This is a genomic window from Sphingomonas sp. J344 (genome assembly GCF_024700005.1).
Taxonomy (GTDB): Bacteria; Pseudomonadota; Alphaproteobacteria; order Sphingomonadales; family Sphingomonadaceae; genus Sphingomonas.
The window spans coordinates 856,965-878,150 of sequence record NZ_JAJONB010000001.1 but is presented as its reverse complement, the minus strand read 5'-3'; the positions used below and the strand labels follow the sequence as shown (position 1 = coordinate 878,150).

General features: G+C 65.4%; 15 protein-coding genes and 1 pseudogene. 6 read left to right on the top strand and 10 right to left on the bottom strand.

Annotated features, from left to right (window positions below):
* Positions 1–188: 188 nt before the first annotated feature.
* From LRS12_RS04465 to LRS12_RS04455, 3 genes and pseudogenes are all read right to left on the bottom strand, one after another.
* On the bottom strand, positions 189–1,673 hold the full coding sequence (locus LRS12_RS04465) for an efflux transporter outer membrane subunit (RefSeq protein ID WP_257843511.1): 1,485 nt from the start codon (positions 1,671–1,673) through the stop codon (positions 189–191).
* 7 nt (positions 1,674–1,680) lie between these two features.
* On the bottom strand, positions 1,681–3,237 hold the full coding sequence (locus LRS12_RS04460; protein ID WP_374580306.1) for a DHA2 family efflux MFS transporter permease subunit: 1,557 nt from the start codon (positions 3,235–3,237) through the stop codon (positions 1,681–1,683).
* Positions 3,238–3,240: 3 nt separating this feature from the next.
* Positions 3,241–4,390 (bottom strand): annotated as a pseudogene (locus tag LRS12_RS04455) (HlyD family secretion protein).
* 140 nt (positions 4,391–4,530) lie between these two features.
* On the opposite strand from LRS12_RS04455, the gene LRS12_RS04450 reads away from it, so the two are divergent.
* From LRS12_RS04450 to LRS12_RS04425, 6 genes are all read left to right on the top strand, one after another.
* Positions 4,531–4,962 carry a MarR family winged helix-turn-helix transcriptional regulator gene (locus LRS12_RS04450; protein ID WP_257843508.1) on the top strand — a complete coding sequence of 144 codons (432 nt, stop codon included), beginning with the start codon at positions 4,531–4,533 and terminating at the stop codon, positions 4,960–4,962.
* A gap of 10 nt (positions 4,963–4,972) precedes the next feature.
* On the top strand, positions 4,973–6,571 hold the full coding sequence (locus LRS12_RS04445) for an AarF/ABC1/UbiB kinase family protein (protein WP_257843507.1): 1,599 nt from the start codon (positions 4,973–4,975) through the stop codon (positions 6,569–6,571).
* A gap of 781 nt (positions 6,572–7,352) precedes the next feature.
* The gene (locus LRS12_RS19895) at positions 7,353–8,051 is read left to right on the top strand and encodes a HigA family addiction module antitoxin (protein WP_308222969.1); all 699 of its coding nucleotides are present in this window, start codon (positions 7,353–7,355) and stop codon (positions 8,049–8,051) included.
* 31 nt (positions 8,052–8,082) lie between these two features.
* A complete protein-coding gene (locus LRS12_RS04435) occupies positions 8,083–9,477 on the top strand; it encodes an Eco57I restriction-modification methylase domain-containing protein (RefSeq protein WP_257845427.1) in 1,395 nt (464 codons plus the stop codon).
* The gene (locus LRS12_RS04430) at positions 9,474–10,538 is read left to right on the top strand and encodes a BsuBI/PstI family type II restriction endonuclease (protein ID WP_257843505.1); all 1,065 of its coding nucleotides are present in this window, start codon (positions 9,474–9,476) and stop codon (positions 10,536–10,538) included. The genes LRS12_RS04435 and LRS12_RS04430 overlap by 4 nt, the downstream gene beginning before the upstream one ends.
* A gap of 4 nt (positions 10,539–10,542) precedes the next feature.
* Positions 10,543–10,791: a DUF3489 domain-containing protein gene (locus tag LRS12_RS04425; protein ID WP_257843504.1), complete on the top strand. Its 249-nt coding sequence runs from the start codon at positions 10,543–10,545 to the stop codon at positions 10,789–10,791.
* On the opposite strand, the gene LRS12_RS04420 is transcribed toward LRS12_RS04425, so the two are convergent.
* The 7 genes from LRS12_RS04420 to LRS12_RS04390 all read right to left on the bottom strand — a co-directional run bounded on the left by LRS12_RS04420 (position 10,788) and on the right by LRS12_RS04390 (position 21,107).
* Positions 10,788–12,413, bottom strand: a complete 1,626-nt coding sequence (locus tag LRS12_RS04420) for a UvrD-helicase domain-containing protein (protein WP_257843503.1) — start codon at positions 12,411–12,413, stop codon at positions 10,788–10,790. The two genes, LRS12_RS04425 and LRS12_RS04420, sit on opposite strands and share 4 nt — an antisense overlap.
* Positions 12,380–12,676, bottom strand: a complete 297-nt coding sequence (locus LRS12_RS04415; RefSeq protein WP_257845426.1) for a UvrD-helicase domain-containing protein — start codon at positions 12,674–12,676, stop codon at positions 12,380–12,382. The genes LRS12_RS04420 and LRS12_RS04415 overlap by 34 nt, the downstream gene beginning before the upstream one ends.
* Positions 12,676–14,322 (bottom strand): ATP-dependent endonuclease, encoded by a 1,647-nt coding sequence (locus LRS12_RS04410; RefSeq protein WP_374580301.1) that lies wholly within the window; start codon positions 14,320–14,322, stop codon positions 12,676–12,678. Before LRS12_RS04410 ends, LRS12_RS04415 begins: the two co-directional genes overlap by 1 nt.
* Before the next feature lie 164 nt (positions 14,323–14,486).
* Positions 14,487–15,020: an ATP-binding protein gene (locus tag LRS12_RS04405; protein WP_257843501.1), complete on the bottom strand. Its 534-nt coding sequence runs from the start codon at positions 15,018–15,020 to the stop codon at positions 14,487–14,489.
* Between the two features lie 470 nt (positions 15,021–15,490).
* A complete protein-coding gene (locus tag LRS12_RS04400; protein ID WP_257843500.1) occupies positions 15,491–18,694 on the bottom strand; it encodes an efflux RND transporter permease subunit in 3,204 nt (1,067 codons plus the stop codon).
* Positions 18,694–19,857, bottom strand: coding sequence for an efflux RND transporter periplasmic adaptor subunit (locus LRS12_RS04395; RefSeq protein ID WP_257843499.1), 1,164 nt, complete (start codon positions 19,855–19,857; stop codon positions 18,694–18,696). The genes LRS12_RS04400 and LRS12_RS04395 overlap by 1 nt, the downstream gene beginning before the upstream one ends.
* Entirely contained in the window at positions 19,854–21,107 is a 1,254-nt protein-coding gene (locus LRS12_RS04390) for a TolC family protein (protein WP_257843498.1), read from the bottom strand. The genes LRS12_RS04395 and LRS12_RS04390 overlap by 4 nt, the downstream gene beginning before the upstream one ends.
* Positions 21,108–21,186 lie beyond the last annotated feature (79 nt).

Sequence of the window (21,186 nt, the reverse complement as noted above, 5' to 3'; positions counted from 1 at the left end):
CGTTGGCTGTGACCGGGCGCGCCCCGGGCGTCCCTAATCAAGTTGCATGCACCTGCCCCCGCCCCGCAACAGGTGGCATGCCAACTCTAATAAAATGCGAATTTGCCCCTCGAGTGAAGCCAACGTGGGGACGGTTTTGCTTGTCGCTGTCGAGTGTATCCTTGATGTCTTACTCGTGCGGCAGCTTCTCAAGTTGCTCCGCTGGCTTCGCTCCATCCCAGCCCAAGCGACTTCTGAACCGCGACGTAGCTGGCAGTGAGCGCTGCGACGGCGCTGCGCAGGTTGGCCTCTGCGAGCAGACGCTGGCGCTCGGCGTCGAGGCTGTCGCCCAGCGAAATGACGCCACGCTCGTAGCGCTGCCGCATGAGCGCGGCCGACTGCTCTGCCGACCGACTGATCTCGGCGAGGGCGGCGACGGTGCGCCTTTGCTGTGCGAAGCGGGAGAGTGACGTCTCGGCGTCCTGCAGCGCGCCGAGCACGACCTGCCGATACTGCGCCTCGGCCTCGTCGCGGCCGGCGCGGGTCTGCGCGATCGCAGCCGACGTTCGCCCGAAGTCGAGCAGGCCCCACTGGAGCTGGGGGACGGCAATCTTCGAGATGTTGCCGAGGTCGACCAGGTCTCCGATCGTCGTTCCACCGATACCGAGGATTCCCATGAAGCTGATCTTGGGAAAACGGGCCGCTTCGGCCACTCCGATGCGCGCCGTCGCGGCCGCTAGGTTGCGCTCGGCAGCGCGGATGTCCGGCCGGCGGCGGAGGAGCGAGACAGGATCGCCGATGGCGACGCTGTCCGGCGGCAGCGGAATGTCCCGCGGAGGCGCCAACAGCGGATCGAGCGATCCCGGCGCCTCACCCGCAAGCGCGGCCAGCGCGTTGAGGTAGATCTCGATCTCGGCTTCGGCAGCGGCGAGATCACTGCTCGTTGCCTGCACGGCGCGGTCCGCCTGGCCGACGGTGAAGGCCGGAACCGTGCCCCGCCGGAAGCGCTGCTGCGCAAGCTCGAGCTGCTGCTGCTGGAGCTCGAGGGCGCGGTGCAGGGCGGCGGCGCGCTGCTGCCGGTCGCGAAGGTTGGTGTAGGTTTGCGCCACTTCCGCGGTCAGCTGGACCTGCGCGTCCGCCGCGTTGTAGGCGGCCGCGGCGGCCAGCGCATTGGCCGCCTCGATTGTTCGCACCTGCCCGCCGGCAAGGTCGATCTCCCAGTTGGCGTTCAGCCCCAGATTGTAGAACCGCAGGGATGTGTCCTGGTCCTGTGCCGACGGCGCCGGAGCCGGAGCTGGCGTTGGCGTCGGCGTTGGGGTGCCTCCCTGGCCTGACTGGAGGTCGATCCCGGGGAGATCGGCGAACACGGCTGTCCCTTGAGCGCCCGCAGTCGGAAAGAGGTTGCCGCGCTCCTGACGAACCGACGCTCGGGTCTGGCGGATTCTCGCTTGCGCGGCCTCCAAAGAAGGGTTGGCCGCAAGCACGCGCCGCTCAAGCTCGTCCAGCACCGGGTCCTGAAGCGTCGTCCACCAGGTGGCGACGGCCGGCTCGTTCGGTACCGCACCTGGTGCCTGACGGGCAAACGTGGCTTTGGGGGTGGCGCGGCCGAGCTCCGGCGGTCCAGCATAATCCGGGCCGACGACGCATCCGGCGAGGAGCAGTGGAGAAAGGATGAGAAATCGGAACTTGGACATTTGAGCCTCAGTGCATGGAAAGCGACAGCCCCTTGGGCAGCGGACGAAGGAACAATACGAGCGGAACGGTCAGGAGCGTCAGCAAGCCCATTCCCCAAAAGATGTCGTTGTAGGTCATCACGAAGGCCTGCTGCTGGATGGTTCCGGCGAGCGACTGAAAGGCTGCCTCCATGCTTCCGAGTGAATGCGCGAGCCCTCCAAGATAGTCCTGGACCTGCCACTGGTTGGCCGGCAGCGTCTCTTCGATGCGGCGGCTGTGGAGCCACATGCGCTGGTCCTGGAATGAAGCCAGCGCTGCCAGGGCGAATGACCCTCCCAGGTTCCGGGCGGCATTGAAGATGCCCGATGCGTCGCCTGCGTCCTCCTTGCTTACCGACGCGATCGTCGCCTGATTCAAGAAGAGCATGGTCAGGATCATGCCCACTCCGCGTATCAGCTGTCCTTGCGTGAAAGCTTCGCCGCCTGATTCTGCTGTTAAGCTGGTGCTTACGAAACAGCTGATGGCCATGATCGCCAACCCAGCGCCGACAGCGATCCTGATGTCGATCAGCCGGATCATGAAAGGAATGAACGGCATCAACAGGAAGGCAGGAACACCCATGAGGAAGATGACCTGCCCTGTCTGGAGGGCATTATAGTCAGCGATCAGCGCCAGGAACTGCGGAATGACGAACATCGAGCCGTACATCACCATTCCCAGCGCCAGCGCCATGACGACGACGCTGCCGAACTGACGACTGAGGACCAGCCGAAGCTTCAACACAGGCCTTGCCGCCCAGAGCTGCCCGATTCCCAACAGCACAAAGCCGACCACCGTCACAATCGTCAGCTGGACGATGAGCGGCGACTCGAACCATTCCTCGCGATGGCCCTCTTCAAGCACGACGGTCAGCCCTCCCAGGCCGAGGATCATGCCGATGATGCCGAGCCAGTCCGCCTCGCGCAGATATACCCAGTTCGTTCGTTCGTGCGGAAGGCCGAGCAGCAGGAGCAGCAGCAGCAGCGCGCAAACGGGTACGTTGACGAAGAAGGCGTAATGCCAGCTTAGATTCTCGGTCAGCCATCCGCCCAGAAGCGGGCCCAGAACCGGCCCCAGGATCACGGTCATCCCGAACAGGGCCATCCCGATTGGCTGCTGGTGTGGCGGAAGGCGCTTGGCAACGATCGTCATCGCGGTTGGGATCAACAACCCTCCCATCAGGCCCTGACCAGTGCGGCCTATGATCATCGTCGTCAGGTCCGTCGCGACGCCGCACAGGATCGAAAAGCCGGTAAAGGCAGTCACGGCGATAAGAAGCAGGGTCCTCAGTCCGAGAAGACGCTCGAGCCAGGCGCTCAATGGAATGACGACGATCTCGGCGACGAGAAAAGAGGTCGCGATCCAGGTTCCCTCGGTGCCGGTTGCGCCGATCTCGCCCTGGATCGTGGGCAGCGCCGAGTTGACGATAGAGATGTCCAGGGTCGCGAGCAGCGCCCCCAGCGCGCCCGCGGCCACGGCAATCCACGCCGTCGCGTCGGCTCTCTCAGGACGCGCTGCACCTGCGGGAGCTGCGGCTGTCGCCACCGCTTAACGCTCCCGGCTCGTGGCCCGTCGAATCCTGTCCAGCTCTCCTTTGGCCGACCGTGTGTCGACGGTGACTTCCACCGACATTCCCGGGACGAGGAGTCGCCGCACTGCGGGAGGCGCGTCGATCGCTATGCGAACTGGCACGCGCTGCACGATTTTCGTGAAGTTGCCGGTCGCGTTCTGCGGCGGAAGGACGGAGAACTGCGCGCCGGTACCCGGAGCAAAGCTTGCCACGCGCCCGGTGAGCTCAACGCCGGGAAGCGCATCCACCTCGATGCTGACCGGCTGGCCGACCCGCATGAGGCCGAGTTGGGTCTCCTTGAAGTTCGCCTCGATGAACAAGCGGTCGACGGGCACCAAGGTCATCAGTCGGGTGCCGGGCTGGACGAACTGCCCGACGCGAACAGCGAGGTCACCGACCCGGCCGCTGATGGCCGCCCTGAGCAGGGTCGACTCCACGTTAAGGCGAGCAGCGGCGAGTTGCGCCCGCGCGGAGTCGGCCTGCGATTGAGCCTGCCGGATCTGCGCGCCGAGCGTGCCGACCCGCCGCTGCGCGCCAACCAGGCCTGCTCGTGCAGCATCGGCCCGCTCGCGTGCCTGTCTGGCCTGTGTCTGGAGTTGGGCGAGCCGTTCGCGCGGCTCGGCGCCGGATTCGGCAAGAGGCTGGTAGCGCGCGACCTGCTGCGCCGCGAACGCGGCTTCGGCGCGTGCGGCGTCGAGTTGCGCCTGCGCCTGTGCGATCGCGGCCTGCTGCTCCGCAATCTGGGACCGCGTGGTGTCGGCCGTCGCTGTGGCCGCGCCGATCTGGCTGGTGATCTGCTCGGATTGCGCTCGATACTCACGCGGGTCGAGTTCGGCCAGTGGTTGGCCCTGCCGAACCGTTTGGTTCTCGGTAACCAGGACGCGCTCGACATAGCCGGCGATCTTCGGCGCCACGACAACCGAGGTCTGCGGCAATGTACGCGTTATCGGTGCCCTGCATGTATATTCCGCGGCTCTGGCGATCGGAATACCAGATGAGGCCGGCAACGAGGACCGCGACTGCGCCAATGAGCAGCGCCAGCCGCACCCGTGGCGACTTGAGCGGGGAACTCCGGCGCTCTCCGGTGTTTTCAGTTTCTGCCGCCGCGACTGTCGATTGATCGGCCATGCCAGGATTCGTCCACTTCCGGGATTGAGGCGCGCGCCCTTGCCACACCGACTGAAACTAAGGCAATACCGTATTATATGGAACCTCACGAACAGCGTTTACGATCGATTGCCACGACTTTCGGCTGGACGTGGTACAGGATGCGGCGTTTGATCGACGCGCATCTCGCCGCTCACGGCGCATCGATGGCCCGGCTGAAGCTTCTTGCTTTCCTTGTGGAGCAGCCGCGCCGATCGACCGACATCGCCAGCTTTTTCGATCATGCGCCACGTACTGTGACCCAGGCGATCGACTCGCTTGAGCAGGCTGGCCTGGTCACGCGGTTGCCGGTCCCCGGCGACCGTCGTGCCAAGCTCGTGCAGATCACGGATGCCGGCAGGGCGATGCTGGAACAGGGCATGCCGCTCTACGACGGCATTGTGGCCCAGACCTTCGGCAGCCTGACCGTGGAAGAGCTTGCGGGATTGGACGGCGCTATCGCGCACCTCAGCCGGATCGTGGACGGGCTCGAAGACGAGGCCGGCTTCCGACAGGGTCCGAGCGCCACTCGCGCGGTGGAGAGCCGTGGCTAATCAAGACCTGGTGAACGAGCCTGACAGCGCTGCGCTGAAGGAGCGGGAGCGTTTCGCTCAGATCGCGGTTCTGTTCGGGCGCCACGGCCTCAAGGGCTTGGCCGCGCGCCTCGGCCTGGGGTCCGCCCGCGACGAGCCGATTGAATATGCCCGCCCGGAAGCCGTGGTCGCGCTACTGCGCGACATCGGCCCGGTTGCGGTCAAGTTCGGCCAGATCCTCGCGATGCGCGGCGACCTGCTGGAGCCGGAATGGATCGCGGCGCTCTCGAAGCTGCAGGACCGGGTTCCACCACTGCCGTTCGCCACCGTGCTTCCGCTCATCGAGGAAGCGATCGGCGGGCCGATTGGGAACTGCTTCAGCCATTTCGACGAGAAGGCGATCGCAGCGGCCTCGATCGCCCAGGTCCACGCCGCGACTCTGCTCGACGGGCGGGACGTCATCGTCAAGGTTCGCCGCCCAGGGATCGAGCGGATCGTCGATGCTGACCTGCGGCTCTTACGGCGCCTAGCGCGCATTGCCGAGCGCCGCATTCCCGAGATCGCGCGGCTGAAGCCGGATGAGCTGCTGCGCCACTTCGCCGAAAGCCTCGACCGCGAGATGGACCTCAGCGCCGAAGCTCGCTCCAGCGATTCGATCGGCGCTTTCCTCAAGGACCTGGGCGTTCGAACCGCCCGCTTCGACTGGGAACTGTCTGGCAGGCGCGTCAATATCCAGGAGCGGTTTCGCGGCATCCCGGCGAGCGACCTGGAGGCGGCGCGCCGCGCCAATCTCGATCTCACCGCGCTGGCCAGCACCTATGCCCAGGTGGTGCTGCGCATGATCATCATCAACGGTCACTTCCATGCCGACCCTCATCCGGGGAACGTGTTCTTCCTAGAGGACGGAGCGCTCGGGCTCATCGACTTCGGGGCGGTGGGAACGCTGCTTCCGAAACGGCGCGAGGAACTGGTCCGGCTCGGGCTGGCAATCGCGTCGGAGGACACCGCCGGAGTCGTCGACATTCTCATGCTTTGGGCGGGCGATCCGGACGTCGACCGGATCAGGCTGGAAGAGGCCCTTGCCGAGTTGATCGACCGCTTCAGCAACGTCCTGCTCGAACAGATCGACCTTGGCGACATCTTCCAGCGGGTTTTTGCGCTCCTGCGCGAGTTTCATCTCGCCCTCCCTCCCGATCTGGCCCTGGTGCTCCGTACCCTGCTTACGGCCGAGGGCTTCGTCCGGCGCATCGATCCGTCGTTCGACATGACTCGCGAACTCGCTCCCCTTGCCAGGGAGTTGATGCGGGAGCGGACCAGCCCGGCACGGCTACGCGGCGAAGCGGGCAAGCTGCTCGCCGCGCTGGGGAGAGCGGCGCTATCGACGCCGAGCCTCGTGGGGCAGATTGAGAAGGTCGCCCGAACCGGTACGATCCCGATCAGCATCGCCCCCCGAGACCTCGAGCGGTTGCGCGGTGGGGGGCGGGGCAGCGGCGGCAATCCGCAGCTTTATCCGGCGGCACTCGCGATATGCGCGGCCATCGTCTTTACCTCCGAGCCGCGGCTGGCGGCGCTGCTCGCGCTGCTTTCCGTGGCCCTGGCCATTGCGGACTGGCTGAGGCGGCGGCGATGAGTCCGAGGCGATGTTAAAGCGCTTCTGAGCTGATTGGAATTGCGCGGGGTGAGGTGACATTCCGGATAGTCGGTCACGCTGTTCCCGACCTAGTGCGAGGTAATGCGGCGTTCGGCATCGACAACCATCTTTTAAGCCTCACCGTCCCGGATTTCCGCCCGTGAACAATCCCATTCTGTCTGGGCAAGATCCGCTCTGCGGCACCCTCGCGTTTCTTTCGCGCGTGAGATGCTCCTGAAGGCGTTGAGGTCGTAAGCTGCAGAACATCCCTCGATGAAGTCATTAGCTCCCATCGAGGTCCGCTATCGGCACTCGCCGCGACTTCCGCCACTGCCCGTCTCTGGCGCAAAGCGGCCGCCAAAACTGGCTATTGAAGTATCATTCCGCGATGATCGCCGCTTGCAACATGCCGGCATAGAGGCGGCGGTCCTCAGGCACGGCGCGGCGGCAGTCGACGGTATTTGGCGCCCCGCTCTGGATAAACATAACGAATATGTATCGCCCCTTGCACTACTATAGAGTCGCCGCTCTACGCCGGTTCCCGGTTTACACCGCATTGCGGTGCCGCTGACACTATGAGGGGCAAACGCAGGCCGTTAGCTGACCGGCTAGTTGTGGCGGCTATCGAGGAATAGCGGGCCTCCGGCTACGTGCACCGCTCTGCGCACCTAGCAGGTGACACTATCAACCAATGTGAACGAATGAGGAACAACAGGCTTGTAAAGCGACTCTTTACAGGGCACAGTCGCTGAAATGCCGCAGAAGTAGGGGAGGCGGTCATATGCGAGCTGCAGTCCGCGCGATAGAGCCCGGCCATCCTGGTGGATTCGTCAAAAGCGAGATAGTCGAGGCCAACGGCCTGTCTGTGACGGATGCCGCACAGGTGCTCGGTGTGACCCGGCCGGCGCTCTCGGCGCTGCTTAATGGCCGCGCGGACCTGACACCACAAATGGCTGTCCGCATAGAGAAGGCCTTTGGCGTGCCTATCGAGCAGCTGATGGAGATGCAGACCAGCTTTGACATCGCGGAAGTCCGGAAGCGGGCCGACGAAATCAAGGTGGCGCCTTTTAAGTCAACAATGGCTAGGGCGCCGACGGGGGAGGAAGAGATGACAAATTCCAGATCATCCGCGCGCTTGAAAAAACCAGCGCCGATCGACCCGGCCGTTGCCATCGACTCCAAGCGCGTCGAGCTGGCGCGCGCCCGCGTCATGGCGCGGGCCTGGGCAGAAACGATCGCGGAGACACGCCGCACCGACCAGGCAGCCCTTTTCGCACGGGCAGCGATTGAGGCATTTGCCGCCTGTGTGGCGCCCCAGCTGACCCTCAGTCCGCCCTTTGTGACGGTGCGCGGAAAGCTCGACACGACCGCGCGCCAGCTCGCCACATCCGTCGGGCGCGAGGCTGCGATGCTGCCGATCGTGGAAGGTGGCCACTTCCTGACCAGCCTCTACACGACGCTACTGCCGGGGGGAGCGTAGCGCCCTCGGGGCATTTTACACGCCTCCGGCGCTGACCCAGCGCCTTCTCGATCTCGCCGGCGAAGGTGGCGTCGATTGGTCAAGCGCGCGTGTGCTTGACCCGGCGAGTGGCGGCGGCGCCTTTCTTCTGGAAGCCGCGTCCCGCATGCGCCGGGCGCTCGAAGGCAGCGAACCGGCTTTTATCCTTGCGCAGCTCGGCACTCGTCTTTCGGGCCTCGAACTTGATCCGCACGCGGCATCGCTCTCACAGGCCGCGCTTGAAATCTTCCTATCTGACCTCAGTACGGCGAGCGGCCGCGCCGCGCCGATCTTCGTGAAGGTCTGCGACACGCTCGAAGAGACGCCCGTGGCGCAATATGACTTGGTGATCGGCAATCCACCTTACGGGCGCGTGACCCTCTCGGCCGCGCAACGCGCCCGCTATGCACGCAGCCTGTACGGTCATGCCAACCTGTATGGCGTATTCACCGATGTTGCGCTGCGATGGACGCGGCCAGGCGGTGTGATCGCCTACCTGACGCCTACAAGCGTTCTAGGCGGGCAGTATTATACTGCATTGCGTCAGCTTCTCGCCGCCGAGGCTCCGCCCGTCGCGATAGATTTCGTCCATGCGCGCCGTGGCGTCTTCGAGGATGTGTTGCAGGAAACCCTGCTCGCGCTCTACCGCAAGGGCGGAAAGCGCGATCGTTTCCAAGTCCACTATCTCAATGTCGATAACGAGCGCGAAGCGCGCCTAACCAAGAATGGCAAGGTCGGCCTTCCAATCAACGCCGGCGCGCCTTGGCTTGCGCCCCGCGAGCCCGGCCATGTGGGGTTGATCAAGGCGGCCGAAGGCATGGCCGCGCGCCTGTCGGATTGGGGATATGGCGTTTCGACCGGCCCGCTCGTGTGGAACAGGTTCAAGTCTCAGATGCGCACCCGCGCGGCGCGCGGGCTGCATCCACTGATTTGGGCGGAAGCGGTGACGGCCGACGGGCGCTTCGTCTTCCGGGCGCAGAAGAAGAATCATGCACCCTATTTCAAGACGGAAGCGGGGGATGAGTGGCTCGTAGTAAACCAACGGTGCGTCCTCGTGCAGCGCACCACGGCCAAGGAGCAACTGCGCCGTCTCATCGCGGCCGAACTGCCGCAGGCCTTCATCGACACGCACGGCGGGGTGATTGTCGAAAACCACCTGAACATGGTGCGGGCGCTCGGAAAGCCGATCGTGACGCCCGCTGCCGTCGCCGCCGTCCTCAACAGCGATGTGGTCGATCAAGTATTTCGTTGCATTAGCGGTAGCGTCGCCGTCTCGGCGTTTGAGTTAGAGGCCATTCCGCTACCGCCCGCGTCGGCCATGGCGCCGATTGAGCGGCTTGTCGCTAATGGCTCTCCGCGCGGGGCAATCGAAAAGGCCCTGCGTGGTCTCTATGGCCTCAAAGCATGACGCTGCCAGCACTCCTGCCCTGGAATGAGATCCACGGCCGCCTACCCGAAATATTCCCGGAGGGTTTGCAAAACCGCGAGCACTCGATTTGGGAAATCTCGGCCAAGACAATCTTCGTGATGCTCTACACTGGCGCTATCGAAGGCGCAGACCGCTGGATTCGCCCTGATCAGGTCACGCGTATGACCGATGAACAGGCGGCGCAGACGGATGATGAGGCACGCGACGCTTGGGCGAGGTTCTCCATCAAGCCAAGCAAGGCTGACGTGCCCGGCCGCTGGTATGCGGTGAACACGCGGGAATCGATCCGTGACGACACGATCCGGTATGCGCTTATCCAGAATGGCGCCGTGATTGAGCGTCCCGGCCTCTCCACCACGTCGCCGGCGGGGCGCTATGCCCTGCAGGGCGATTTCGCGGGCCTGCTGTCGCCAGGTCTCGATAATGCCACGTTCATTGCGAAAGCAGCCGCTTGGCGGGAAAAGCACCTCAACGCGGGTGCGCTAGCGCGGATTGCGATTGTCCGCAGGGGCGCGGCCGGCGGTGGCGCGTACGAACTTGTGACGTTTCCCAACGGCGAAACCCGCCGCATGACGACGGGGCCGAGCGCCGACATTTCCAAGGCTGTAATCGAGGTTTTCGCGCCCAAGTTCCTGCAAAAGCCGGGCGTGATCACGTTGAGCGAGAGCGGCAATAAGGTGGTCGCAAGGGATGACGAACTGGCCAAGGCGATTGGCTTGACGATCCCGTCCGACAAGAGCCTCCCTGACATCGTGCTGGTCGATCTCGGCCCAGCGCATCCGCTACTGATCTTCGTCGAAGTCGTGCATACAGACGGCCCCGTCAATGACGCACGTAAAGCGGCGCTCCTGCAGATTACGGAGGGGGCCGGCTTTGCACCGCAGCATGTGGCGTTCGTGACAGCATATCTCGATCGCGCGTCACCGACATTCCGCAAGACGGTCAGCAACCTGGCCTGGGGCAGTTACGCTTGGTTCGCATCCGAGCCCGACAGCCTCATCGTATTCAGCGGCAAGCCGCTGCAGATCGAGGGCGGCTGACGGCGTGGCTCGCGTACGTCTTGTGGAGGGCAGCGACGGCGCCCAAGAACGCCAGCCGCGTACGGGAACAAAACAGGCGCTGCTGGTCGCCATGCTGTCGCGGAAAAGCGGTGCAACCATCCGAGAAATTATCGAGGAAACAGGCTGGAAGGCCAACACAGTGCATGCCGCCCTTTCGACTTTGCGGACGTCCGGCCGACAAATCGCAGTTGAGCATGCCGGAAGCGTAAAACGCTATCGCATCATGAACTAGGCGACGATCTCGATCTCCTCTTCGGCGAACCAGCCCTGCTTCACCATCGCAGCCCGCGCGGCGTCGACAGTCTCGGCGTAATAGACGACCGCCAAGCTGTCCTCGGCGCGGCTGCAGGTGACGTAGAACAACCGCCGGGTACGGTCGATCGTCGTCTCCTTGCCGGCCGCCTCGTTCTTGAGATCGGTATCGCTTTTGCCCTTGGCACCGAACAGTTTGTCATAGGCGAACATGAAGCCCCGCGCTTCCTCATCGCTGACGATCACCATCACGCGAGGGAACTCCAAGCCCTTGACGCCCTGATGCGTGTCGAATCTGGAAGTGCCGCTAACATAGCGATCGTACCGCTCGATTTCGTCAAGCGGCGCTTCGAGCGCCTGACGCCATCCCCCAAGTTCAGTCTTTAGATTCAGCTCCTCCTCGTCCGTGCCCGAGGCTCCTTCGTCGTCCGTGGGTTCGTCCGGCACCGTGAAGGGGGCCAGCACGTCGGGAATCGTGAAAAGCCGCGTCTCGGCGATGTAGCGCAGCACCTCTCGCGCCGTTGGCATGGCATGGCCCGAAACCAAGGCCAGCAGACCATCGCATGCCGCCTTCGCGGCGGCGAGTACCTCGGCCTGGCCTTCGCCAGCCTCCTCAAGCGCCTTGCTGTCGAGGAGCGGCGACGTCTTGCGAACGATCGATGCGACCGCGAACCGGTCGGCAGCTCGTAATGCTTCGACGAGCGGCAGAACCTCGCGCGTGAAAAAGCCGATCCCGGCCCCCGTGCCCTGTAGGAAGCTCGTTCTAATCCGCTCGACGGCGTAAAGGGGGCCGAAGAACCGTTCGAACCCGAAACGCCTAGCGGACATTAGGTGCTCGAGCGCGAGCGTCTTGATGGCGTCGGAGCCTTCGGACCAACCTTCGTCGCCGGTGATCGCCTGCATTCGAGCGGCGACCGCCGCTTCCGTTGCCGACTTGTCCGCCCTCTGCGGCGCGATGAACAAGCGCACGGTGCCGGCTGCGGCATCGCTCCGCGGCAGCTGCTTTTCGCCATCGTCATCTTGCCGGACGCGGTTGATCAACTCCACCACCCTTGTCGGGCAGCGATGGTTCATGCTCTTGCGCGGCCGAGCCCAGGCCTCCGGAATGGCTTCCGCCAAGCGCTCTTTCCCGTCCGCGTAGATCCTTTGCATCATGTCGCCGAAGAGCCCGAGGCAGAACGTGTCCCGATGCGCCGCCTCGACGTCGAGCAGCACATCCATGAGTTGGCGGCTGGTGTCCTGACTTTCGTCAATCAACAGCACGGGGAACCGCGTGACGAGAAGACGACGCAAGCCCGGCTTGGAGGCGAGGAAATCGGCCGTCATGGCGATCACCTCGGCGTGATTCAGAGAGTCGCGCGTTTGGTTGTCGCCGGTCGGGCTGTAGATAAAGCGGATGATCGACCCCAGGTTCTCGTGTCGGTGTCGCTTGCTCTCGATCGAACGGGCTCGATCGGCGGCCGCCTTGCTGGCCGCGCGCCCTTTCGCCTGCGCTTCCTCCAACTCCGCAATGTCCTGGAGCAGCCGGCCGGCTAGCCATCCCCGGATGTCGTTGTCGTAGCCGGAGATCAGAGACCAGGCGAAAGCATGGATAGTCGACACTTCGACGCGCGGATCGAACTCAAGCGCTGCTTGATCTCGTCGCAGGCCGCATTGGTGTAGGTGATCACGCCGATCTTCTGGCCGCTCAGCGACAGATCGCGACCTTGCCGTTCACAAACCGTTCGAATGGCCTCGACTAGCGAACGCGTCTTCCCTGACCCTGCGCCCGCATAGACGAAGAAGCTGCGTGGCTTGGCGATATCTAGACAGCCGATAATCGTCTCATCGGCCGCGACGTCGTGGAGATCGTCCGCACCGCTCATCACGCGACCTGCTCTGGCTGCGGTGCGTTCGGCTCGGCAAGCTCGATCTCGGGCAGGATTTCGACCTGCTTCTTCTTCAGTTGCGCCAACAGCCATTCCAGGCCTTCGGCGATGTAGCGTGGTACGACGAGGTCATCGAACCCCTCGGCCTCCAGCACATCAAGGGCAAACTCGGCCTTCTTGCCGTCCTTCAACGCCTGATACATGCGGCCGCCAATCGCGGCGGCACCACCGCCAGCTTCGATCGCCGCCCTGAACTTCCGCACCAGCCCGGTCCCCTCGAACGCCGCGAAGAACGCGATGTTCTCGAACGCAAACGCATCTTCAAAGGTGTACGGAAATGCGGTGTCCGCGCCTGCGGTTCCGGGAGGCGTTACCTTCACGGGCGCCTGATAAGCGACGCGGACTGCAAAGAGCGGATCGCCGTCGGATCGCCGGGTCTTCGCCTTATCATCAGCATCGATGAGCGCGTCAACGTCATCCGTTGCCGGAATCCACGTTTTCAGTGTGGCGTTATTGGTCTTCTGGCCGGTCCCCTTCGCGGGCTGAGCCGAAGCGCCGCCGGTTCCCGTCAATGTGTCTAGGTCCGTGATGACGAGCGTCAGGAGGCCGAGGTGCTCGATCAAGGGCCGCAGCCGGTGAGCGTGGCTTCCCCCGATTTCGAGCAACGTGATGTAGCATTGGTTCAGCTCGTCATAGTGCGCCCGGATGAAGTTCGGGACGAGCATACGCTCTGCCGGCCCTTCCACGAGAATGGCGGCGTCGGCGAAGAATAGGTCGGCGTGTTGCGCGCGAAGGTATCGGGTTACGAACCGTTCCGTCTCGCCATTGGCCCCGAACACCTCCGACATGTTGATCACCGTCGACACGGGCACCTTGGCGGCCATCCCAGCCGGCAGGCGACGAAAGTAGCGGAGACACGAGAACGAGGTCTCGTGGGCGACGTGGCTAGAGTGGGTGCTGACCACGAGCTGGGTGCGCAGCTTCAAATTGTCCCCAAGGTCCTCATGGGCGCGCAGCACGGCGTAAGCCTTTTTGATGAAGACCTGCTGCACCTGCGCGTGAAGGTGCGCCTCCGGCTCCTCAATGAGCACAAGGTGGAGCGGTTCGGTATGAACCGCTGAGATGGTTTTCGAGGCCTTTCCGACGCGCATCCACGCATCGCGGAAGCTCATCAGGCGAAAGATCATCGAGATGAGATTCTGATACCCCAAGCCGTTGTTCGCTTCGGGCAGGCGTAGGATCGGCGTCATTCCGCCGTCCTCGGCGATCACGTCGACCTCGAAGGTGATTGCTGCGCCGTGATTGAGGCCGTCGATCGCCTTCAAACGGGTCGACACGCGCGGCCGGGGGTCGGTCACGCCGGGATAGCCCATGCCCTCGACCTCGGTGAAGGCGGCCTTGAAGCTTTCGGTGAGGCGCTTGTCGAATGCATCCTGCGCGGCTTCGATCGCCTGCAGCGCGCCCAGGTCCTTGGGGTCCGGTCCCTTCGTCGGGTCGAGGTGTTTGGCGTAGTAGCTCTTCAGCTGGTCTGAAAGGCGGCTTCCCGCCGCGGCCGCTGGCGCGTCTTCGTCCTCCTGCGAAGGCTGCTCCTCGCCGAAACCGCGCTGCGCCGGAATGTCGTGCACGCGAATGAGCCCGGCCAAGACATCGCTTCCGATGGGGAGGGAGGTTGGCGGCAGAACCTGGGGCTGGGCCTGGGACTTGGTCGGTTCCACGAGCTTGGCCGGATCGAGCGAGTAAGCCTGAACCGTAAAGTAGGTCGACAGGCGCTTACTGAGGAAGTCGACGAGACTTTCCGGCCAGATCGTCAGCTTGGGGGCGCCGGCGGCGGATCGGCGTCCGGGTGCTCGGCCATTACGGCGGCAATCGCCGCCGCCCGCATCGCCTCGGCATCGCTAAGCGCTCCCATGAAGTCCTTGTAGAGAAGCTTCAGGTCCTTCGGCTCATAGCGGAGTCGCACGCCGAGACTGCCGCCTTCCCAGTCGAGCGTCGGAATGAGGTCGCGCACATGGTGCATCTCGCCGGGTTCGACATGGAGCCAAAGATCCAGCGTTGGCAGGGCCGACGCCCACGGCTCGACGACGAGATCGACAATCTCTTCCTTGTCCCGCGCCTCGACCCAGCTTTTCCCGATGCCGATGATCGTCGGCCAGTGGGAGAGGGTAAAGTCGTGGATCTCGAAGGGGCAGCGCCGCGGCGATAGGAAGCGTCGCAGGGCAAGCATCGCCGAGGTCTTGCCGCTGTTGTTCGCGCCGACAAACAGCGTCGTCGTTGCGGCAAGGTCGACTCGGATCGACAACAGCTTCCGAAAATTGGCAATCTCAACGAACTTGATGTGCATCGTCCCCATCCCCCGGTGTCGGTGCAGTCGTTAACGCGATGTCCGTCGAGTGGACTCGTCCGCACTAGCTCTATGCCCGGACCATTACCTGCCCTGCCAGTATCCATAACTCCAGCGTGCGACGACACGATGCCTGTCGATAGCGACAAGGAAGCGCTTAGCCGCTGTTCTACCCGACACGATTCGAACTTTTCGCCGCCATGCACCGCCGTACCTACGACTATGACAATCCTCAGTTTTCGATGATCGTAGCCTTGGCGGCTTTAGCGTAGAATCGGCGGACTATGGCGGTATTTGGTGCCCCGTGCAGGATAAACATAACGAATACATTTCGCCGTTTTCACTACTCTAGAACCGTCCGAGGCAGTAGCACGCCGCCTCCCCCGCCGTGCCTAACCATGATCGCTACTGCATAGGCGGGAGCTGCCCGGAAAGGCGCGATTTGAGCGGGAATCTCGATTCTATGAGCATCACTGGCTTACAGCCTCATCGTGCGCCGCTTTGGTCCTCGGCTGTCCAAAGCGGGTATACAGCGTCGGCAGTACGAACAGCGTCAGCAGCGTCGCGGAGATCAGCCCTCCGATAACGACCGTCGCGAGCGGCTTTTGCACCTCGGCGCCCGCGCCGTGTCCAAGCGCCATCGGGACGAAGCCGAGCGATGCGACCAGCGCGGTCATCGCCACCGGCCGGAAGCGCAGGAGCGCACCCTCGCGCGCGGCCTCGGCCCTGGTTCGCCCCTGCCGGACCAGCTCCTGCACCGAGCTGAGCATGACCAGACCGTTTAGGACCGCGACGCCCGACAGCGCGATGAAGCCGACCGCGGCCGAGATCGAGAACGGCATCCCTCGCAGCAGCAGGGCGAGGATGCCGCCCACCAGCGCCAGGGGCACGCCCGTGAAGACGAGCGCGGCGTCGCGCACGCTGCCCAGCGCGCCGTACAGGAGGAGCATGATGGCCGCGAAGCAGACCGGCACCACGATGGCGAGCCGCGCCCGGGCAGAGGCCAGGTTCTCGAACTGGCCGCCCCATTCGAGATATGTCCCGGGCGACAGCTCGACCTGCGCCGCGATCGCCTGCTGCGCCTCCTCGACGACGCTCGCGACATCGCGGCCGCGCACGTTCGCTTGCACCACCACGCGGCGCTTGCCGTTCTCGCGGCTGATCTGGTTGGGGCCTTCGCCGATGCCGATCTCGGCCACGCTCGCGAGCGGCACGAACGAGCCGCCGGCGGTCGGCACCGGGATCTGCCCCAGCGCCTGCAGGTCCGCGCGCGAGCTCTCGGCGAGCCGGATTACGACCGGGAACCGCCGGTCGCCCTCGAAGATCATCCCCGCCTCGCGGCCGCCGACCGTCGCCGCGACGACGTCCTGCACGTCGCCCGCCGTCACGCCGACGCGCGCCATCGCATCGCGGTTGGGGCGGATGTCGAGCAGCGGCAGCCCTTCGGTCTGCTCGACCCGAACGTCGGCTGCGCCGCCAACCGTGCGCAGGACCGCGGCGATGCGGTTGGCCGTCGCGTTCATCTGCGCGAAGTCGTCGCCGAAGACCTTGACGGCGAGATCGCCCCGCACGCCGGCGATCAGCTCGTTGAAGCGCATCTGGATCGGCTGCGTGATCTCGTAGGCATTGCCCGGGATGGTCGAGACCTTGCGCTCGATCCGCTCGACGAGCTCCGCCTTGGAAAGATCGGGATCAGGCCATTCGCTGCGGGGCTTGAGGATCACGAACGTGTCGGTGGCGTTCGGCGGCATCGGATCGGACGCGATCTCCGACGTGCCCGTGCGCGAGAAGGCGTAGCGCACCTCGGGCTCGCGTGAGATCATCCGCTCGACCGCGAACTGCATCTGCTGGCTCTGCTCGACCGACGTGCCGGGCGGACGCCAAGCCTGGACGAGGATGTTGCCCTCGTCGAGCTGCGGCAGGAACTCCTGCCCGAGCGCGGTGAATGCGAGAGCGGATGCGGCGATTGCGGCGACCGCGCCGCCGATCGTGAGGCGCGGGCGGCGCATCGCGGCATCGAGACCCGGCTCGTAGCGCCGCTTCAGCCAGGCGACGATCCGGCTTTCCTTCTCCTCGACGCGACCCCCGAGCCAGGCGGCGATCGCCGCCGGCACGAACGTCAGCGAGAGCACGAAGGCGAAGGCGAGCGCGATGATCACCGTGAGCGCCATCGGCTCGAACATCTTGCCCTCGACGCCGGAGAAGGTGAGCAGCGGCACATAGACCAGGATGATGATCGCCTGGCCGTAGACCGATGGCCGGATCATCTCGCGGGCCGACGCCGCGACGATGTCGAGCCGCTCGCGCAAAGACAGGCGGCCTCCCAGCTCGTGCTGTCGCTCGCCGAGGCGCCGCAGCGCGTTCTCGACGATGATCACAGCGCCGTCGACGATGAGACCGAAGTCGAGCGCGCCGAGGCTCATCAGGTTGGCCGATACGCCCGCGCGGAGCATGCCGGTTGCGGTCAGCAGCATGGTGATCGGGATCACCAGCGCGGCGATGAGTGCCGCCCTGAAATTGCCGAGCAGCAGGAACAGGACGACGATCACCAGCACCGCGCCCTCGGCAAGGTTGCGCGCAACCGTCGAAATCGTCGAGTTGACGAGGTCGGTGCGGTCGAGAACCGGCTTCACCACGATGTCCCTCGGGAGCGACCGTCCGATCTCCTCCAGTCGCCCGCGCACGGCAATCGCCACGGTGCGGCTGTTCTCCCCGATCCGCATCACGGCGGTTCCGACGACCACCTCCTGGCCGTTCTCCGAAGCCGATCCGGTGCGAATGCCCTGCCCAGCGCGCACCGTCGCGACCTGGCTCAGCAGAACCGGGGTGCCCTCGCGCGTGGCGACGACCGAACGGGCGAGCTCGTCGGCGGTCCGGACACGGGCATCGGAACGCACGAATAGCCCGGCGCCGTTGCGATCGACGGTGCCGGCGCCGATGCTCGTGTTGCTGCGTTCCAGCGCCCGGGCGAGATCGTCGATCGTCAGGCGGAGCGCAGCGAGCCGCTGCACGTCGGGGATCACCAGAAATTGCCGGTCGAACCCGCCCAGCGAGTCGATGCCGGCCACGCCATCGGTTCCGCGAAGCTGCGGGGCCACGATCCATTCCTGCACTGTATGCAGATAGGTTGCCTTGTCGCGCTCGGAGACGAGATGCTCCCCCTCCGGCGTGATATAGCTGCCGTCGCGCTGGACCCCGGGCTCGCCGTTGCGATGGCGGGCGCTGTCGAGCTCCCGATACTCCACCGTCCACATGAAGATGTCGCCGAGGCCCGTGGCGATCGGTCCCATCTCGGGCATGACGCCTTCTGGCAGGCTCTCCTCGGCGGCGCGCAGCCGTTCGGCGACCTGCTGGCGCGCGAAATAGATGTCGGTCGAATCCGAGAACACCGCCGTGATCTGGGCGAAGCCGTTGCGGTTGAGCGAGCGGGTATGTTCGAGGCCTGGAATGCCCTTCAGCGCCGTCTCGATCGCGAACGACACCTGCCGCTCGATCTGGTCGGGCGACAGCGACGGCGCCATCACGTTGATCTGGACCTGATTGTTCGTGATGTCGGGAACCGCGTCGATCGGGAGCCGCTGGAGCGCGAAGACCCCTGCCAGCGCCGCGATCGCCGTGAAGAGCAGGACGAGCCAGCGCCGCTCGACCGAGAAGGTGACAAGGCGGCCGATCATCAGTCCATGTCCATTTCGCCGCCCTTGCCGAGCTCGGCCTTGAGCGTGAAGCTGTTCGTCGTGGCGATCCGCTCCCGCCCCGTCAGGCCGGACGTCACCACGACCTGGTCGCCGTCAGGGCGCCCGATCGTGACCGGTACGGCGCGGAAGCCGCTCGCCGTTCGCACGAACACGACGGTGCGGTTCTCGACCGTCTGGATCGCCGTCGAAGGCACCGCGATGCCGCTTGCGCCGTTCGACGGCAGGATGATCGCCGCGGTGACCGGCTCTCCGACGCGCCAGACGCCCTGAGCGTTGTCGAGCGTGGCGATGACCCGCACGAGGCGAGTGGTCTCGTCGAGCACCGGAGAGACGAACGTCACGCTTCCTTGCTGTCGGCGCCCCGCTGCGGTGATCTCCACGCGGGTGCCGGGACGCACGCGCCCCGCATCGGCAGGTTGAAGCGACATCGCGACCGTAATCCTCGACAGGTCGGCAACCCGGTAGAGCTCCGCGTTGGCGTCAACGGTCTGTCCCAGCACCGCAGGGCGGGCGATGACCTGGCCTGAGATCGGCGATCGCATGGCGATCCGGTTGAGCGCGCCGGCGCCGCCGCCAGTTGCGGCAAGTTGCTGCTGGGCAAGCCGCAGCGCGATGTTCGCCTCCGTGGCGGCCGTGCGAGCGGCGATCAGATCCTGCTCCGGCGAAACGCGCTCGGCGAACAGGCGCTGCTCGCGCCTGAGATTCGACTGCGCCAGCGCCGCGCGTGCGCGGGCCGCCTCGACCTCCGCCCGAAGCGAGGCGGCCTCCCGGCTTTCGATGATCGCCAGAGCGTCCCCGTGGCGGACCGGTTGCCCGAGATTTCGGGTGAGCGAAACGACACGCCCGCCGATCGTGGCGGAGACCACTTGCACGCCCTGGGGGTCACCCTCGATGAGGCCGGGCACCTCGATCGTGCCGGCAATCCCGCCAACCGTCGGGCTCGCCACCTCGATGCCGGCATCGGCGATCTGACGTGGGGTCAGCGTGACCACGTCCTTCTCGGCGTTCTCGCCGGCCTCGCCCTTTTCCATCCCCTCCATCTCGGCCGCCTCGCCCGCCTTGTTCTCGGGGGCGCCGCCGCACGCGGCGAGGACAAGCGGGAGGAGCGCGGAGGCGAGCGCCCGACGCCGGAAGTTCTTCATTGTGAGTCCTTCGCGAAGTCGGGGGCGGGCGCGACCAGTCTCTCGAGCCGAGCCCGCGCGTCGTGATAGGCGGCAATTGCGTCGACCGCCGTCGCGCGCGTTTCGGCCAGGGTCCGCTCCGCTTCGAGCAGGTCGAGCTGTCCGAACTTGCCCTCGCGGTAGCCGATCCGGGCAATGCGGGCCGCCTCCTGGGCCGCTGCCAGCGCCGGCCCCGTCGCCGTGCGGGCGTTCGTCTCCGCATTCGCCAAGTCAGTCTCGGCCGTGGCGATGGCCTGGTCGGCATCGAGGAGCGCGATGCGCCGCTGCGCCTCCGCCTGGTCCCGCTGCGCGCGGGCCGCATCGAGGTTAGCCCGCCCGTTGTTGAAGAGCTGAATGGGAACGCTGACCCCGAACACCGCGGCGACGTCGTTGGTCTCCTCGAGCCGGCGGGCGCCGGCCGAGATCGTGAGGTCGGGAACTCTCTGGCTGCGCGCAAGCCGGACCTGGGCGTCGGCGGTCGCGACATCTGCCCGCGCCGCAGCGAGGGCAAGCGTTCCTTCGGCCCGGGCCGGCAGCCTCGGCCCCAAGCCGCCGATCCGGTCGAACCAGTCGAGCGCCAGCGTTCCGGGCTCGCGGCCGATCAGCCGGCCGAGATTGGCGCGTGCGAGCGCCGCTGCCCGCTCGGCACGCTCCGCCGCCGCGGCCCCGTTGATCCGGGTGACCTCGGCCCGCTGCTCCTCGAGCGGCGAGGCCCGGCCTGCCCGCACGCGCACCTGGGCGGCTCTCAGCGCTTCGGACGAAATCCCTACTTGGTCGCGGGCAACGCCGACGCGCCGTTCGGCCGCCACGGCTTCGATGAACGCCTGGGTGACGCGCAGCCTCAGATCGGCACCCGCCACCGCGACCTCCAGATTGGCGCGAGCGGTCTGCGCATCGGCGACCGCGATCCTGGCCGAGCGTTTTCCGCCGAGCTCGAGCGGCATCGACATCATTGCGGTGGTCTCGGCCGCGTCGAAGCTCCGATAGGGTCCGGAACCAACTACATTTTCGGTCTCGACCGAAACCTCGGGGTTGGGCCTCAGTCCTGCGGCGCGGCGCTGCGCCTCGGCGGCACGCACGCCGCTCGACGCAGCCGCCATGTTCGGCGAGCTCGCGCCGCCCAGCTCCAGCGCCCGCTCGAGCGTCAGCGGCTCCGTCGCCGCCTGCGTTTGGGCGCTTGCTGCAGGGGCGCAGAGCGGAACCATCAGGAGAGCGGCGACGACGCGGTGCATTCGGGTGCTCCTGAGGGCGATTTAATGAGCGTGCGCTCGCCTGCCGATCCGACGTGGCCGACTCGGTACGGGCGCTATA

Bases quoted from the DNA above. Each gene is read 5' to 3' on its own strand.
- LRS12_RS04465 (WP_257843511.1), bottom strand. From the start codon at position 1,673: ATGTCCAAGTTCCGATTTCTCATCCTTTCTCCACTGCTCCTCGCCGGA.
- LRS12_RS04430 (WP_257843505.1), top strand. From the start codon at position 9,474: ATGACGCTGCCAGCACTCCTGCCCTGGAATGAGATCCACGGCCGCCTA.
- LRS12_RS04405 (WP_257843501.1), bottom strand. From the start codon at position 15,020: ATGCACATCAAGTTCGTTGAGATTGCCAATTTTCGGAAGCTGTTGTCG.
- LRS12_RS04390 (WP_257843498.1), bottom strand. From the start codon at position 21,107: ATGCACCGCGTCGTCGCCGCTCTCCTGATGGTTCCGCTCTGCGCCCCT.
- LRS12_RS04450 (WP_257843508.1), top strand. From the start codon at position 4,531: ATGCGGCGTTTGATCGACGCGCATCTCGCCGCTCACGGCGCATCGATG.
- LRS12_RS04395 (WP_257843499.1), bottom strand. From the start codon at position 19,857: ATGAAGAACTTCCGGCGTCGGGCGCTCGCCTCCGCGCTCCTCCCGCTT.
- LRS12_RS19895 (WP_308222969.1), top strand. From the start codon at position 7,353: ATGCGAGCTGCAGTCCGCGCGATAGAGCCCGGCCATCCTGGTGGATTC.
- LRS12_RS04400 (WP_257843500.1), bottom strand. From the start codon at position 18,694: ATGATCGGCCGCCTTGTCACCTTCTCGGTCGAGCGGCGCTGGCTCGTC.
- LRS12_RS04415 (WP_257845426.1), bottom strand. From the start codon at position 12,676: ATGAGCGGTGCGGACGATCTCCACGACGTCGCGGCCGATGAGACGATT.